Below are 15,335 nucleotides of genomic sequence, written 5' to 3' on the forward strand. Positions count from 1 at the left end.
GCTCACCCCTCGGTGAGCCCCGTCACCAGTTCGTCCGCCGCGCCGTACGGGTCCAGCTCGCCCGCGACGATCCGCTCGGCCAGGGCGCTCAGGCGGCGGTCGCCGTGGAGGTCGCCGATGCGGCGGCGCAGGGCCGTGACGGCGATCGTCTCGACCTCGCGGGCGGCGCGGGCGCGGCGGCGCTCGGTGAGGACGCCGTGCTCCTCCATCCAGGCGCGGTGCTTCTCCAGGGCCTGGACGACCTCGTCGACGCCCTCGGCGCGGGAGGCGACCGTCTTGACGATCGGCGGGCGCCAGTCGCCGGGCCGCCGGGACTCGCCGAGGCCGAGCATGTGGTTGAGTTCGCGGGCGGTGGTGTCGGCGCCGTCCCGGTCCGCCTTGTTGACGACGTAGACGTCACCGATCTCCAGGATTCCGGCCTTCGCCGCCTGGATGCCGTCGCCCATGCCGGGGGCCAGCAGAACCACGCTGGTGTCCGCCTGGGCGGCGATCTCGACCTCCGACTGGCCGACGCCGACCGTCTCGACCAGGATCACCTCGCAGCCCGCCGCGTCCAGCACCCGGATCGCCTGCGGGGCGGACCAGGCGAGGCCGCCCAGATGGCCCCGGGTGGCCATCGAGCGGATGTAGACGCCGGGGTCGGAGGCGTGGTCCGACATACGGACACGGTCGCCGAGCAGGGCGCCGCCGGAGAACGGGGACGACGGGTCGACGGCGAGGACGCCGACCCTTCTGCCCTGTTTGCGGTACGCCGTCACCAGCGCGGACGTCGACGTGGACTTGCCGACGCCCGGGGAGCCGGTGAGGCCGACGACATAGGCGTTGCCGGTGAGCGGGGCCAGCGCCGCCATGACCTCACGGAGCTGCGGGGACGCCCCCTCCACCAGGGAGATCAGCCGGGCCACGGCCCGCGGCCGGCCTTCCCTGGCCTGGGCGACCAGCGAGGGGACGTCCTGCATCACAGCTCCGTTCGCGAGGGGGTCCACCGCGGGCTCAGGCCCCGGACTCAGGCCTTGGGCACGCGCACGATCAGCGCGTCGCCCTGCCCGCCGCCGCCGCACAGGGCCGCCGCGCCGACGCCGCCGCCACGCCGCTTGAGCTCCAGGGCGAGGTGCAGCACGAGCCGGGCGCCGGACATGCCGATCGGGTGACCGAGGGCGATCGCACCCCCGTTGACGTTCACCTTTTCCGTGGACACCCCGAGGTCCTTCATTGACTGGACCGCGACGGCGGCGAAGGCCTCGTTGATCTCGATGAGGTCGAGGTCCGCGACGCCGAGGCCCTCCTTCTTCAGAGCGTGCGCGATGGCGTTGGAGGGCTGGGACTGCAGCGAGTTGTCCGGCCCGGCCACATTGCCGTGGGCGCCGATCTCGGCGATCCAGGCGAGGCCCAGCTCCTCGGCCTTGGCCTTGCTCATCACGACGACCGCGGCGGCGCCGTCGGAGATCTGCGAGGACGTGCCCGCGGTGATCGTGCCGTCCTTGGTGAAGGCCGGGCGCAGCTTGCCGAGGGACTCCGCGGTGGTGTCGCCGCGGATGCCCTCGTCCTTGCTGAAGACCACCGGCTCGCCCTTGCGCTGCGGGATCTCGACCGGGGTGATCTCGGCCTCGAAGATCCCGTTCTTCTGCGCGGCGGCGGCCCGCTGGTGGGACAGGGCGGCGATCTCGTCCTGCTCGGGGCGCAGGATGCCGAGGCGCGTGTTGTGCTTCTCCGTGGACTCGCCCATGGCGATGTTCTCGAAGGCGTCGGTGAGGCCGTCGTACGCCATCGCGTCGAGCATCTCGATCGCGCCGTACTTGTAGCCCTCGCGGGACTTCGGGAGCAGGTGCGGGGCGTTGGTCATGGACTCCTGGCCGCCCGCGACGACCACGTCGAACTCACCCGCGCGGATCAGCTGGTCGGCCAGCGCGATCGCGTCGAGGCCCGACAGACACACCTTGTTGATGGTGAGCGCCGGGACGTTCATCGGGATCCCGGCCTTGACGGCGGCCTGGCGGGCCGGGATCTGCCCGGCGCCGGCCTGGAGCACCTGGCCCATGATCACATACTGCACCTGGTCGCCGCCGATCCCGGCGCGGTCCAGGGCGGCCTTGATCGCGAAACCGCCGAGGTCGGCTCCGGAGAAGGACTTCAGCGAGCCCAGCAGCCGTCCCATGGGCGTGCGTGCGCCCGCGACGATCACCGAGGTCCTGCTGTTCGTTCCAGTCGATCCAGTCATGAGCTGCGATTCCCCTTACCGGCCGGCACTGGCCGAGGAGTGAACGAGGGTTTACTGCGAATGTACTGAGTGGCACTCCGTGCCGTCATCGGCCCTTCAGTGTGATCGCGCGCACGTTGCGTAACCACCTCCGCCGCGCTCCACTAACACCATGCTGACGCGAATCGACCACATCGGGATCGCCTGTCACGACCTCGACGCGACCGTCGAGTTCTACCGTTCCACGTACGGCTTCGAGGTGTTCCACTCCGAGGTCAACGAGGAGCAGGGCGTCCGGGAAGCCATGCTCAAGATCAACGACACCTCCGACGGCGGCGCCTCCTACCTGCAGCTTCTGGAGCCGACCCGCCCGGACTCCACCGTCGCCAAGTGGCTCGACAAGAACGGCGAGGGCGTCCACCACATCGCTTTCGGTACGGCGGATGTGGACGGAGAGGCCGCGGACATCCGCTCCAAGGGCGTACGCGTTCTGTACGAAGAGCCGCGACGCGGCTCCATGGGGTCACGAATCACCTTCCTGCACCCAAAGGATTGCCACGGAGTACTGACAGAACTGGTCACTTCGGCACCTGTTGAGTCACCTGAGCACTGACCCTCGTACATATGGGCCGGTAGGGTTGGGGGCGGTCGTCGCTCCCACCAGGGCGACCGGTCCTGCTGCCTTGGACGGCGGGACGTGCCGGGGTCCGGGTTTCGGGGGACGAGCGTCGGGGCAGCAGCCCATGCTCCGTCGTTGATCTGACACCATTCCCCGGGGGCCCCGTTCGGCGGATGGACGGAGCTCGTTCGGGAAGCTTGCGACCAGGGACGGATGGGACCGCGCAGTGCGGGGCTACGAGAGCCAGGAGCGGGAGCCGGCGGCTGACGTCGACCACCTCACGCGGTTCGAAGCCGAGATGAAGCGGCTGAAGACCGAGCGTGAGAAGGCGATCCAGCATGCCGAGGACCTCGGCTACCAGGTCGAGGTGCTGCGCGCCAAGTTGCACGAGGCGCGCCGCACACTCATGTCCCGGCCGTCCTTCGACGGCGGCGACCTCGGGTACCAGGCCGAACAGATGCTGCGCAACGCGCAGATGCAGGCCGACCAGCTGCGCCAGGACGCCGAGCGCGAGCTCAGCCAGGTCCGCGCGCAGACCCAGCGCATCCTCCAGGAGCACGCCGAGCAGGCGGCCCGGCTCCAGGCCGAGCTGCACCAGGAGGCCGTCAGCCGCCGCCAGCAGCTCGACCAGGAACTGGCGGAGCGCCGGCAGACCGTCGAGTCGCACGTCAACGAGAACGTGGCCTGGGCGGAACAGCTGCGGGCCCGCTCCGAGGCCCAGGCCCGCCGTCTCCTGGAGGAGTCGCGGGCCGAGGCCGAGCAGGCGATGGCCGCCGCCCGCGCCGAGGCCGAACGGGTGGCCGCGGAGGCCCGCCAGCGGCTCCAGGCCGACGCGGAGCAGACCCGCGCGGAGGCCGAGCAGCTCCTGCTGCGCGCCCGCACCGACGCCGAGCGGATGCTGAACGCCGCCTCCACCCAGGCCCAGGAGGCCACCGAGCACGCCGAGGCGCTGCGCAGCTCCACGGTGAACGAGTCGGACTCGGCCCGCCGCCAGGCGGGTGAGCTCAGCCGCGCCGCCGAGCAGCGGATGGCCGACGCCGAGGAGGCGCTGCGCAAGGCGCAGTCCGAGGCCGACAAGGTCGTCGCCGAGGCCAAGGCGGTCGCCGAGAAGGCCCTCGCGAGCTCCGAGTCCGCCAACGAGCAGCGCACCCGCACGGCGAAGGAGCAGGTCGCCCGGCTGGTCACCGAGGCCAGCCAGGAGGCCGAGACCACCAAGGCGGAGGCCGAGCAGGTCGTCGCCGACGCGCGCGCCGAGGCCGAGAAGATCGTCGCGGAGGCCTCCGAGAAGGCCCGCACGCTCACCGCCGAGGAGAGCGCCACCCAGCTGTCGAAGGCGGCCAAGACCGCCGAGGACGTCCTCAACAAGGCGCAGGAGGACGCGCAGCGGACCACGAAGGCCGCCTCCGAGGAGGCCGAGCGGATCCGCCGCGAGGCCGAGGCGGAGGCCGACCGGCTGCGCTCCGAGGCGCACGACATCGCCGAGGAGCTCAAGGGCTCCGCGAAGGACGACACCAAGGAGTACCGCGCCAAGACGGTCGAGCTGCAGGAGGAGGCCCGCCGGCTGCGCGGCGAGGCCGAGCAGCTGCGCTCCGACGCGGTCGCCGAGGGCGAGAAGATCCGCGCGGAGGCCCGCAAGGAGGCCGTCCAGCAGATCGAGGAGGCCGCCCGGTCGGCCGAGGAGCTGCTGTCCAAGGCGAAGGCCGACGCGGACGAGCTGCGCCAGAAGGCCACGGCGGACAGCGAGAAGGTCCGCACCGAGGCCATCGAGCGCGCCACCACGCTGCGCCGGCAGGCCGAGGAGACCCTGGAGCGCACCCGCACCGAGGCCGAGCGCTCCCGCGAGGAGGCGGTGGAGCTCGCCGCGACCATCACCTCCGGCGCCGAGCGCGCGGCGGAGGAGCTGCGCGAGGAGACCGAGCGCGCGGTCGAGGCCCGGCAGGCGGAGGCCGCCGAGGAGCTGACCCGGCTGCACACGGAGGCCGAGTCGCGGCTCGCGTCCGCCGAGCAGGCGCTGACGGACGCGAGGGAGGAGGCCGCGCGGATCCGCCGCGAGGCCGCCGACGAGGCCGACCGGCTGCGCACCGAGGCCGCCGAGCGGATCCGTACGCTCCAGCAGCAGGCCGCCGACGAGATCGACCGGCTGCGCACCGAGGCCGCCGCCGACGCGTCCGCCTCGCGGGCCGAGGGTGAGGCCGTCGCCGTACGCCTGAGGTCGGAGGCCGCGGCCGAGGCCGAGCGGCTCAAGAACGAGGCGCAGGACTTCGCCCACCGGGTGCGCACGGAGGCCACGGCGGCCGCCGAGCGGCTGGCCGACGAGGCGACCGAGACACTGGACGCCGCGCAGGAGGAGGCCGTCCGCCGGCGCCGTGAGGCCGAGGAACTCCTCGGCTCCGCCCGCCAGGAGGCCGACCAGGAGCGCGAACGGGCCCGCGCCCAGTCCGAGGAACTGCTGGCGTCCGCGCGCAACCGCGTCGAGGAGGCGCAGACCGAGGCGGTCCGGCTGGTCGAGGAGGCCGACCGGCGCTCCGGCGAGATGGTCGGCGCGGCCGAACTCCACGCCCAGCAGGTACGGGACTCCGTGGCCGGGCTGCACGAGCAGGCCCAGGACGAGATCAACGGGCTGCGCTCGGCCGCCGAGCACGCGGCGGACCGCACCCGGCGGGAGGCCGAGGAGGAGGCGGACCGGGTCCGCGGCGACGCCTACGCCGAGCGGGAGCGGGCCAGCGAGGACGCGAGCCGGATCCGCCGCCAGGCGAACGACGCCGCCGAGGCGGCGAAGGAGCTGGCCGAGCGGACCGTCGGCGAGGCGATCGCGGAGGCCGAGCGGCTGCGCACGGACTCGTCGGCGTACGCCCAGCGGGTGCGCACGGAGGCCTCGGACGCGCTGGCGGAGGCCGACCAGGCCGCTTCCCGCACCCGGGCCGACGCCCGCGAGGACGCCAACCGCATCCGTTCCGACGCCGCCACTCAGGCCGACACCCTGATCACCGAGGCGCGCCACGAGGCCGAGCGGCTGCAGACGGAGACCATCGCCGAGGCGGAGCGGCTGACGGCCGACACGGCCGCGGAGGCGGAACGGGTCCGTGCCGAGTCCGTCGCCAGGGCGGAGAAGCTGATCCAGGACGCGAGCGGGGACGCGGAGCGGCTGCGGGCCGAGGCCGCCCAGACGGTGGGTTCGGCGCAGCAGGCCGCCGAGCGGATCCGCCTGGAGTCGGAGCGGGTCAAGGCGCAGGCGGCGGCGGAGGCCGACCGCATGCTGAGCGTGGCCCGCGACGAGGCCGACGAGACGCTGGACTCCTCCCGCAAGGAGGCCAACAAGCGGCGCTCCGAGGCGGCCGAGCAGGTCGACACGCTCATCACGGAGACCACGGCCGAGGTCGACAAGCTGCTGACGGAGGCTCAGGAGCAGGCGCTGCAGACCACCGCGGACGCCGAGGCGCAGGCCGACTCGATGGTGGGCGCGGCCCGCAGCGAGGCCGACCGGCTGGTCTCCGAGGCGACGCGCGAGGGCAACACGCGGGTGGAGAAGGCCCGTACGGACGCGGACGAGCTGCTCGTCGGCGCCCGCCGGGACGCCACCGCGATAAGGGAGCGCGCGGAGGAGCTGCGCGACCGCATCACGGCCGAGATCGAGGCGCTGCACGAGCGGGCCCGCCGCGAGGCCGCCGAGACGATGAAGTCGACCGGCGACCGCTGCGACGCGCTGATCAAGGCGTCCGAGGAGCAGCTCGCCAAGGCGCAGGCCAAGGCGAAGGAGCTGGTGTCGGAGGCCAACTCCGAGGCCGGCAAGGTGCGGATCGCCGCCGTGAAGAAGGCGGAGGGCCTGCTCAAGGAGGCCGAGCAGAAGAAGTCGGCGCTGATCCGGGAGGCCGAGGAGCTCAAGGCCGAGGCGATCCGCGAGGCGCGGCGCACGGTCGAGGAGGGCAAGCGCGAGCTGGAGGTCCTGGTGCGGCGGCGCGAGGACATCAACGCCGAGATCTCGCGGGTCCAGGATGTGCTGGAGGCGCTGGAGTCCTTCGAGATCCCGTCCGCGAACAAGGACGGGAGCGTCAGGGCCGGCGCGAGCATCGGCGCGCCACGATCGGGTGGGAAGGCGACCGACGGCTAGCGGAATGTGTGGATTGCGTTAAAGTCTGGCCACTTACCCTGAGTTTTTGGCAAGGGGGGCGGCGTTCAGCCACCCAAAAGGGGTGTCATTCCTCAGATCAAACACGCATACGCTCGATGACACAGCGCTCTGGCCCCTAGGATTCCACCTATCACCTCACCGGTCTCATTCGACAGGAACCCCATGAGCGACACTTCCCCCTACGGCTTCGAGCTAGTGCGGCGTGGGTACGACCGCGCTCAGGTGGACGAACGGATCTCCAAGCTCGTCTCCGACCGTGACAGCGCTCTCGCCCGCATCACCGCTCTGGAAAAGCGCATCGAGGAGCTCCACCTCGAGACACAGAACGCCCAGGCCCAGGTCACCGACGCCGAGCCGTCGTACGCCGGGCTCGGCGCGCGTGTCGAGAAGATCCTCCGCCTCGCCGAGGAGGAGGCCAAGGATCTGCGCGAGGAGGCCCGTCGCGCGTCCGAGCAGCACCGCGAGCTCGCCGAGTCGGCGGCCCAGCAGGTGCGCAACGACGCAGAATCGTTCGCTGCGGACCGCAAGGCCAAGGCGGAGGACGAGGGCGTCCGGATCGTCGAGAAGGCCAAGAGCGACGCGTCGCAGCTGCGCCAGGAGGCGCAGAAGGACGCGCAGTCGAAGCGTGAGGAGGCGGACGCCCTCTTCGAGGAGACGCGCGCCAAGGCCGCGCAGGCCGCCGCCGACTTCGAGACCAACCTGGCCAAGCGCCGCGAGCAGTCCGAGCGTGACCTGGCGTCCCGTCAGCAGAAGGCGGAGAAGCGACTCGCGGAGATCGAGCACCGCGCCGAGCAGCTGCGCCTGGAGGCGGAGAAGCTGCGCACGGACGCCGAGCGCCGCGCCCGCCAGACCGTCGAGACGGCGCAGCGCCAGGCCGAGGACATCGTGGCCGACGCGAACGCGAAGGCGGACCGGATCCGTTCGGAATCCGAGCGCGAGCTGGCGGCCCTCACCAACCGCCGCGACAGCATCAACGCCCAGCTGACGAACGTCCGCGAGATGCTCGCCACGCTGACGGGTGCCGCGGTGGCCGCGGCCGGCGCGCCGGTCGCGGACGACGAGCCGATCTCCCGCGGGGTGCCGGCGCAGCAGTCCCGGTAACCCTCGGGGTACACCGGCCGAACGTCGGACGAAGCCCGCTGCCAGCGGTGGCAGCGGGCTTCGTGGCGTTCTAGCGTGGCCGCATGATCGAGCTCGAAGGCCTGACGAAACGGTACGGCGAGAAGGTCGCGGTCGACCGTCTGTCCTTCACCGTGAGACCGGGCATGGTGACGGGCTTCCTCGGTCCGAACGGCGCCGGCAAGTCCACGACCATGCGGATGATGCTGGGCCTTGACCGGCCTACCGCCGGGGACGTGCGGATCGACGGCCGGCGCTACGACTCCCTCACGGACCCGCTGAAGTACATCGGCGCCCTGCTGGACGCCAAGGCCGTGCACGGCGGGCGCAGCGCCTACAACCATCTGCTGTGTCTGGCGCAGAGCAACGGCATCCCGCAGGCCCGGGTGCACGAGGTGCTGGACACCGTCGGGCTGACGGCGGTGGCGCGCAAGAAGGCCAAGGGGTTCTCGCTGGGCATGGGGCAGCGGCTCGGTATCGCGGGCGCGCTGCTCGGCGACCCGAGGATCCTGATGTTCGACGAACCGGTGAACGGTCTCGACCCCGAGGGCATCCACTGGATCCGCAATCTGATGAAATCGCTGGCCGCGCAGGGACGGACGGTGTTCGTGTCGTCCCATCTGATGAGCGAGATGGCGCTGACCGCGGACCATCTCGTGGTCATCGGGCAGGGCCGGCTGCTCGCCGACACCTCGATGGCCGATTTCATCGCCCGCAATTCCCGGGCGTACGTCCGGATCCGCACCCCGCAGCGCGAGCGGCTGCTGGACGTGCTGCACGACGCCGGGGTGACGGTCGTGGAGAGCGGCAGCGGGGTGCTGGAGGTGGACGGGGGCAAGCCGGAGCAGATCGGGGAGCTGGCCGCGCGCAACGGTGTCGTGCTGCATGAGCTCAGCCCCCAGCAGGCCTCGCTGGAGGAGGCGTTCATGCAGCTCACGGCGGAGTCGGTGGAGTATCACGCGCACTCGGCGCAGCCCGCCGGCCGGCAGTGGGGCGACGACTGGACGAGGAGGGGTTGAGCCATGACGGCGATCCAGGTCGTACGGTCCGAGTGGACCAAGATCCGGTCGGTGGCGTCCACGGTGTGGACACTCTCGCTCGCCGTGGTGGTCACCGTCGCCCTCGGCATGCTGATCTCGGCGCTGTCGAAGCACGAGTACGACTCCATGAGCACCGACCGCCGGCTCGACTTCGACCCGACGTACATCAGTTTCGCCGGGATGAGCCTCGGCCAGCTGGCGATGATCGTGTTCGGGGTGCTGGTGGTCTCCAACGAGTACAGCACCGGCATGATCCGCACCTCGCTGGCGGCCGTCCCCCAGCGCGGCCGTTTCCTCTTCGGCAAGCTCGCGGTGGCCGCCGGGCTGGCGCTCGCCGTGGGGCTGGCGACGAGCTTCGTCGCCTTCTTCCTGGGGCAGGCGATGCTCGGCTCCCACGGCGCGCGGCTCGGTGACCCGGGGGTGCTGCGGGCGGTGATCGGCGGCGGGCTCTACATGATGCTCATCGCCGTGTTCTCGATGGGCGTGGCCACCATGCTGCGCTCGCCGATGCTGTCGCTGGGCATCCTGATGCCGTTCTTCTTCCTGATCTCCAACATCCTGGGCAATGTGCCCGCCACCAAGAAGGTGGGCCGGTATCTGCCCGACCAGGCCGGCAGCACGATCATGCAGGTGGTCACGCCGGTCGACGACAGCACACCGTACGGGCCCTGGGGCGGGCTCGCGATCATGGTGGCGTGGGTGGCGGCGGCGGTCGCGGGCGGCTGGCTGCTCCTGCGGAAGCGTGACGCGTGACGCTCAGGGCTTTACTTTCATTTGAGCGGAACCGTCAGCGCCTCGCTAAGCTCCTAACCCTTACGGGGGCGTGTGCCCCGCTGTCCTGAACCTGTCGATGGGTGCGGAGCATGATCGAGGCAGTCGGCCTGACCAAGCGCTACGGCGACAAGACCGCTGTGTACAACCTTTCCTTCCAGGTACGGCCGGGTGCCGTCACCGGCTTCCTCGGGCCGAACGGCTCGGGCAAGTCGACGACGATGAGGATGATCCTCGGCCTGGACAACCCCACCGCGGGGACGGTCACGATCGGCGGCTACCCGTACCGCAGGCTGCCGAACGCGGCCCGCCAGGTCGGTGCGCTGCTCGACGCCAAGGCGGTGCACGGCGGCCGGTCCGCCCGCAGCCACCTGCTGTCCCTGGCCCAGCTGTCGGGCATCCCCGCCCGGCGGGTGGACGAGGTGCTCGGGGTGGTCGGGCTGCAGGACGTGGCGAAGCGGCGGTCCAAGGGCTTCTCGCTCGGCATGGGCCAGCGGCTCGGCATCGCGGCGGCGCTGCTCGGCGATCCGCAGGTGCTGCTGTTCGACGAGCCGGTCAACGGCCTCGACCCCGAGGGCATCCTCTGGGTGCGCAACCTGATGAAGTCCCTCGCGGCGGAGGGCCGCACGGTCTTCGTCTCCTCGCACCTGATGAGCGAGATGGCGCTGACCGCGGACCATCTGATCGTGATCGGACGCGGTCAGCTGCTGTCCGACATGAGCGTGAAGGACTTCATCTCGGCCAACTCGGCCGACTTCGCACGCGTCCGGACCCCGCAGACCGAGCCGCAGCTCCGCGAGAAGCTCGCGGGGGCGCTGACCGCGGCGGGCGGCCATGTGCTCCCCGAGCAGGACGGCGCCCTGCGCGTGACGGGACTGGCGCTCCCCCGCATCAGCGACATCGCCCACGACAGCGACGTACGCCTGTGGGAGCTCTCGCCGCACCAGGCCTCGCTGGAGGAGGCGTACATGCGGATGACGCAGGGCGCCGTCGACTACCGCTCGACGACCGACCAGAAGGCTGGTCTCCAGCAGCCCCTGCCGCCCGGCGCCACACCCCCCATGCCGGTCCCCGGGCAGGGCCAGCCCGGCTGGTACGCCCCACCGCCCCCGCAGCACGGCCACACCCCGCCGCAGCCCGCCCAGCCGTACGCCGGCACGTACGGCCCCCCGGCCACCGCACCGGCGCCCAGCGGGGCCAACCCGTACACGCAGGCCCCGGCGGGAGCCGCGCCGGCGCCCACGGCCGGCCCGGCCACGCCCATGGGGTCCCCCGCACCGCAGGCACCCCCGGCGGGAAGCCCGGCGCCGGCAAGCACGGCCCCTCCCGCCGCGGCAGGACCCGGGACCGCCGCGGCAGGGACCGCGCCGGCCGCGGGCACGGCTCCGGCGGCCGCCCCGGTGTCCTCTCCCGCACCCGCCTCCCTCGCAAAGGCGCCTGCCGCACCTTCCGCCGCCCCGACGACTCAGCCCGAGGACGCCCGATGAGCACCCCGCAGCACCCGGCCCCGCAGGCCGCCGCGCCCGGCTGGCAGGGGGCGCCCGGTCCCTCGTACACCGTCCCGGGCTACACCTCGCCGATCCCCGTCGTGCGCACGCACCTCGGGCACGCCATCGCGTCCGAGTGGACGAAGATCCGGTCGGTGCGGTCGACGATGTGGACGCTCGGGGTGTTCGTGCTCCTCGTCGTCGGCATCGGGATGATGGTCGCGCTGATCGTCGACGCGAACGCCACGGAGGGCGACCTCGCGGGCGACAGCCCGCTGTCGTTCGGCTTCTTCGGGGTGCTCCTGGGCAGCATGCCGATCATCACGCTCGGCGTGCTCACCACCGCCTCCGAGTACGGCACCGGCATGATCCGCACCACCATGGTCGCCTGCCCCTCCCGCGGCCGGGTCCTCGCGGCGAAGGGCATCGTGTTCTTCGCGATCGCGTTCGTCGTGACCCTGGTGTCCACCGGGTTCGTCGCCATGGTGGACGCGGCGATGTTCACCGACGCGCGCGAGCCCTCGGGCGGCGAGTGGCTGAAGGCCACCATCGGCGTGTCCCTCTACATCGCGCTGCTGGGGCTGCTGTCCCTCGCCGTCGGCTCGATCATCCGCCACTCGGCTGGCGCCATCACCATCATGATCGGCCTGCTGCTGGCCCCGCTGGTCATCGCGATCTTCATGTTCGCCGAGTCCCTGCAGAAGCTGCGCGAGGCCCTGTTCGAGTACTCGATCCCCAGCCAGCTCGGCGTCTGGTACTCCACCCAGCTCAGCGAGACCGGCCCGTCCGGCTGGGACCCGCTGTGGATCGCGCTCGGCGTCACGGCCGCCGCGTTCGCCGGCGCCTTCGCCCTGCTGGAGAAGCGGGACGTGTAGCCGAGGCAAAACTCAGAAGCGAGGCGAGTTACGGGACCGCTGCACCCCCGGGTTGCGGCGGTCCCGCGCGTTCCAGCAGGCCTTGTGCCAGTGCCGGCGGTCGTCGACACCCGAGTGCTCCGGCCAGGCGACGACATGCGGCACCCCGTCCGGGATCATCTGGTCGCAGCCGGGGCACCGGTAGCTCTTGCCCTGCGAGCTCGCGCCCGCCACATGCCGTACGTTCCACTCCTCGCCCTGCCAGCTCACCGAGGACTGCCAGCCGCCGTACCGGCTCGCGCGGTCGTCCTCGGCGCTCCGGCCGGACGCGCCGGACGCGCCGGACGGATCGGCACCCTTGGATCGGTTGCGACGCGGGGACACGGAACACCTCACGGGGCTATACAGGAAGCTGGGTTCCCGTCCAGCCTACGCGGCGCCGACACGGGTACCCGGAAGGGACCGATCCCCACAAGTCCCCCTGCCCGGAACCCCATTCTGCAGACAATCGGCAAATCTCTCCGCCAGGCCGTGTCCTCGGCACGTGTCAGACGGTTATGCCGGGTGGGGGAGCTCCGTGTCGGAGCCAAGGAAGCAGGAAAGTCCATGCGCGTTGGTAGTTTCGTGTTGGGTGCCCAGTTCCCCGGGCAGGGCCAGGGAGAGGCGCTGCATCGCGCGGTCCGCTCCGCCGAGGTCGCCGAGGAGTCGGGCCTTGACTCGGTCTGGCTGGCCGAGCACCACTTCGTGCCGTACGGCACCTGCCCGTCGGCGGTCACGCTCGCCGCGCTGCTGCTGGGCCGCACCCGGCGCATCCGCGTCGGCACGGCGGTGAGCGTCCTGCCCACCGCCCACCCCGTCGCCCTCGGCGAACAGGCAGCGCTGCTGCATCTGACGAGCGGCGGCCGGTTCTCGCTGGGCGTGGGCCGCGGCGGGCCCTGGATCGATCTCGAGGTCTTCGGATCGGGCCTCGCGGCGTACGAGAAGGGGTTCCCGGAATCACTCGATCTGCTGGTGCGCTGGCTGCGCGAGCCGTCCGTGGGAGCCGAGGGCGAGCGCTTCCGCTTCCGTGAAGTCCCCGTCGTACCGCGCCCGTCGGAGGCGCTGACGGACACCGGGGGCCCGGAGGTGATCGTGGCGTGCACCTCGCCCTCCAGCGTCCGGCTGGCCGCCGAGCGCGGGCTGCCCATGCTGCTCGGGATGCACGTCGGGGACGAGGAGAAGGCGGAGATGGTCGCCCTGTGGCGGCAGCACGCGCGCGCGGCGGGGCGCTCCGGCGACGAGATCCGGGCCGCGGGCCATGTCTCGGCGGGGGTCTGCCAGCTCGCGGACCGGCGCACGGACGCGGTGGAGACCCTGGTGAAGGCGATGCCGGGCTGGCTCAGGCAGGGGCTCGACGCCCATGTGACGGTGGACGGCCGCCCCCGCTCCATGCGGGACCCGGTGGCGTACACCGAACTGCTCTGCGGGCTGCACCCGGTGGGCACCCCGCGGCTGTGCGCCGACCGCCTCGCGGCGACCAGCGAACGGACCGGCATCTCGCGCTTCGCCCTGCTCGTGGAGGGCTCGGGCGATCTGGCGGCCACGGAGGAGAACGTCCGGCGGCTGGGCGCGGAGGTACTCCCCCACCTCCGCTGAACGGCCCAGAACGGCCGGGAGCTTGCCGCTCCAGTGCTGAAGGCACCTCCTGCGCGAGGAGCGGCAAGCGTCAGGCTCAATACCGATGCCTCAGCAGTCCCGGAACTCCGGCGACTGGTTCAGCAACTGGCTGCGCACCGAGGTGAAGCGGGCGAGCTTCTCGTCGACAGCCGCGTCCAACGGGAACACCGCCACCCGGTGGCAGTTCTGGAAGGCCAGCCGGACACCGAAGTGCCGCTGCAGGGCGCCGCGTATGGCGTCACTCGCGAGCGCGCGCAGCAACTGCCCGCGGGCCTGCTCGTCCGGCGGGGGCGTCTGGTTGTCGGCGAAGGCTCCGCCGTCCACCTTCAGCTGGGCCACCAGGGAGCTGATCATCTCCCATGCGTAGGGCAGGGAGGTCCGGACGCAGTCGACGAATTCAGCTTCGTCGACCTCGCCTCGCTCGGCCTGTTCGAGTAGGGCCGGTGAGACGTCGAGCGACATGGGTTCTCCTCTCGCACCCCTAAGAGAGCAGGGGTTGCCGGACAGGGCACGGGAGTTCGCCATGCCAAAACACCGCAACGCTGAGTACACGCATCGCGACCTCCCGTTTACTACGGTAGGCAACTGACCGTGACGGCACCAGGAGAATGGGCACATAGGCGGTCCCTATGGGGCACACAATCGGCCAGAGTCGGCCGTAGTCCGAACGATCGTTTTCCAGATCAAAAGGTGCGGCCCGCAGGGCCTCGGTTGAGGGTGGTGGCGGGAGACGGGTGGGCGAATCGCGTGGGGCCCGAGGTGTCGGATAGCGTTGCCGACCATGCGTCTCGTCATCGCCCGGTGCTCCGTCGACTACGCCGGCCGGCTCACCGCCCATCTCCCCTCCGCCCCCCGTCTCATCCTGGTGAAGGCGGACGGCAGCGTCTCGATCCACGCGGACGACCGGGCCTACAAGCCCCTGAACTGGATGTCGCCGCCCTGCACGCTGAAGGAGGGCACGGGTGACGAGGAAGGCGTCTGGACGGTCGTCAACAAGGGCGGCGAGAAGCTCATCATCACGATGGAGGAGATCCTCCACGACTCCTCGCACGAACTGGGCGTCGATCCGGGCCTGATCAAGGACGGCGTGGAAGCGCACCTCCAGGAGCTGCTCGCCGACCGCATCGAGACCCTCGGCGAGGGCTACACCCTCATCCGCCGCGAGTACATGACGGCCATCGGCCCGGTGGACATCCTGTGCCGGGACGCGGAGGGGCAGACGGTCGCGGTCGAGATCAAGCGGCGCGGCGAGATCGACGGCGTGGAGCAACTCACCCGCTACCTCGAGCTGTTGAACCGCGACCCGCACCTCGCCCCGGTGCGCGGCGTCTTCGCCGCCCAGGAGATCAAGCCCCAGGCCCGCGTCCTCGCCACGGACCGCGGCATCGGCTGCCAGGTCCTGGACTACGACGCCCTGCGCGGCATCGAGGACGACAAGCTGCGGCTGTTCTGAGAAACGGTTC

At 71.6% G+C, this 15,335-nt stretch carries 13 protein-coding genes; 9 read left to right on the forward strand and 4 right to left on the reverse strand.

Annotated elements, in window-relative coordinates; all coding sequences use genetic code 11:
- Positions 1-2: 2 nt before the first annotated feature.
- Complete coding sequence (meaB, locus tag ABZ464_RS07625) at positions 3-959, reverse strand: methylmalonyl Co-A mutase-associated GTPase MeaB (protein ID WP_359272371.1); 957 nt, start codon at positions 957-959, stop codon at positions 3-5.
- Positions 960-1,006: 47 nt separating this feature from the next.
- Positions 1,007-2,218, reverse strand: coding sequence for an acetyl-CoA C-acetyltransferase (locus ABZ464_RS07630; RefSeq protein WP_359272375.1), 1,212 nt, complete (start codon positions 2,216-2,218; stop codon positions 1,007-1,009).
- A 151-nt stretch (positions 2,219-2,369) separates the two neighbouring features.
- Between ABZ464_RS07630 and mce the strand changes: the two genes are divergently transcribed.
- From mce to ABZ464_RS07665, 7 genes are all read left to right on the forward strand, one after another.
- Positions 2,370-2,810, forward strand: a complete 441-nt coding sequence (mce, locus tag ABZ464_RS07635; protein ID WP_306949231.1) for a methylmalonyl-CoA epimerase — start codon at positions 2,370-2,372, stop codon at positions 2,808-2,810.
- A 232-nt stretch (positions 2,811-3,042) separates the two neighbouring features.
- On the forward strand, positions 3,043-6,924 hold the full coding sequence (gene scy, locus ABZ464_RS07640) for a polarized growth protein Scy (protein ID WP_359272378.1): 3,882 nt from the start codon (positions 3,043-3,045) through the stop codon (positions 6,922-6,924).
- 183 nt (positions 6,925-7,107) lie between these two features.
- Entirely contained in the window at positions 7,108-8,046 is a 939-nt protein-coding gene (locus tag ABZ464_RS07645; protein ID WP_359272381.1) for a cellulose-binding protein, read from the forward strand.
- An 83-nt stretch (positions 8,047-8,129) separates the two neighbouring features.
- On the forward strand, positions 8,130-9,083 hold the full coding sequence (locus tag ABZ464_RS07650) for an ABC transporter ATP-binding protein (protein WP_359272384.1): 954 nt from the start codon (positions 8,130-8,132) through the stop codon (positions 9,081-9,083).
- Positions 9,084-9,086: 3 nt separating this feature from the next.
- Positions 9,087-9,857, forward strand: a complete 771-nt coding sequence (locus ABZ464_RS07655) for an ABC transporter permease (protein WP_359272387.1) — start codon at positions 9,087-9,089, stop codon at positions 9,855-9,857.
- 110 nt (positions 9,858-9,967) lie between these two features.
- Positions 9,968-11,362, forward strand: a complete 1,395-nt coding sequence (locus tag ABZ464_RS07660) for an ATP-binding cassette domain-containing protein (RefSeq protein ID WP_359272390.1) — start codon at positions 9,968-9,970, stop codon at positions 11,360-11,362.
- Entirely contained in the window at positions 11,359-12,237 is an 879-nt protein-coding gene (locus tag ABZ464_RS07665) for an ABC transporter permease (protein WP_359272393.1), read from the forward strand. Before ABZ464_RS07660 ends, ABZ464_RS07665 begins: the two co-directional genes overlap by 4 nt.
- Before the next feature lie 12 nt (positions 12,238-12,249).
- On the opposite strand, the gene ABZ464_RS07670 is transcribed toward ABZ464_RS07665, so the two are convergent.
- On the reverse strand, positions 12,250-12,600 hold the full coding sequence (locus ABZ464_RS07670; RefSeq protein ID WP_359272396.1) for an ATP/GTP-binding protein: 351 nt from the start codon (positions 12,598-12,600) through the stop codon (positions 12,250-12,252).
- 222 nt (positions 12,601-12,822) lie between these two features.
- Between ABZ464_RS07670 and ABZ464_RS07675 the strand changes: the two genes are divergently transcribed.
- Positions 12,823-13,851, forward strand: a complete 1,029-nt coding sequence (locus tag ABZ464_RS07675) for an LLM class flavin-dependent oxidoreductase (protein ID WP_359272399.1) — start codon at positions 12,823-12,825, stop codon at positions 13,849-13,851.
- Positions 13,852-13,941: 90 nt separating this feature from the next.
- Here the strand turns inward: ABZ464_RS07675 and ABZ464_RS07680 are convergent, their stop codons facing one another.
- Positions 13,942-14,334 carry an SCO5389 family protein gene (locus ABZ464_RS07680; RefSeq protein WP_359272402.1) on the reverse strand — a complete coding sequence of 131 codons (393 nt, stop codon included), beginning with the start codon at positions 14,332-14,334 and terminating at the stop codon, positions 13,942-13,944.
- A gap of 319 nt (positions 14,335-14,653) precedes the next feature.
- On the opposite strand from ABZ464_RS07680, the gene nucS reads away from it, so the two are divergent.
- Positions 14,654-15,325, forward strand: coding sequence for an endonuclease NucS (nucS, locus tag ABZ464_RS07685; protein WP_359272405.1), 672 nt, complete (start codon positions 14,654-14,656; stop codon positions 15,323-15,325).
- Positions 15,326-15,335 lie beyond the last annotated feature (10 nt).

Source organism: Streptomyces sp. NPDC005820 (assembly GCF_040630255.1).
Lineage (GTDB): Bacteria > Actinomycetota > Actinomycetes > Streptomycetales > Streptomycetaceae > Streptomyces.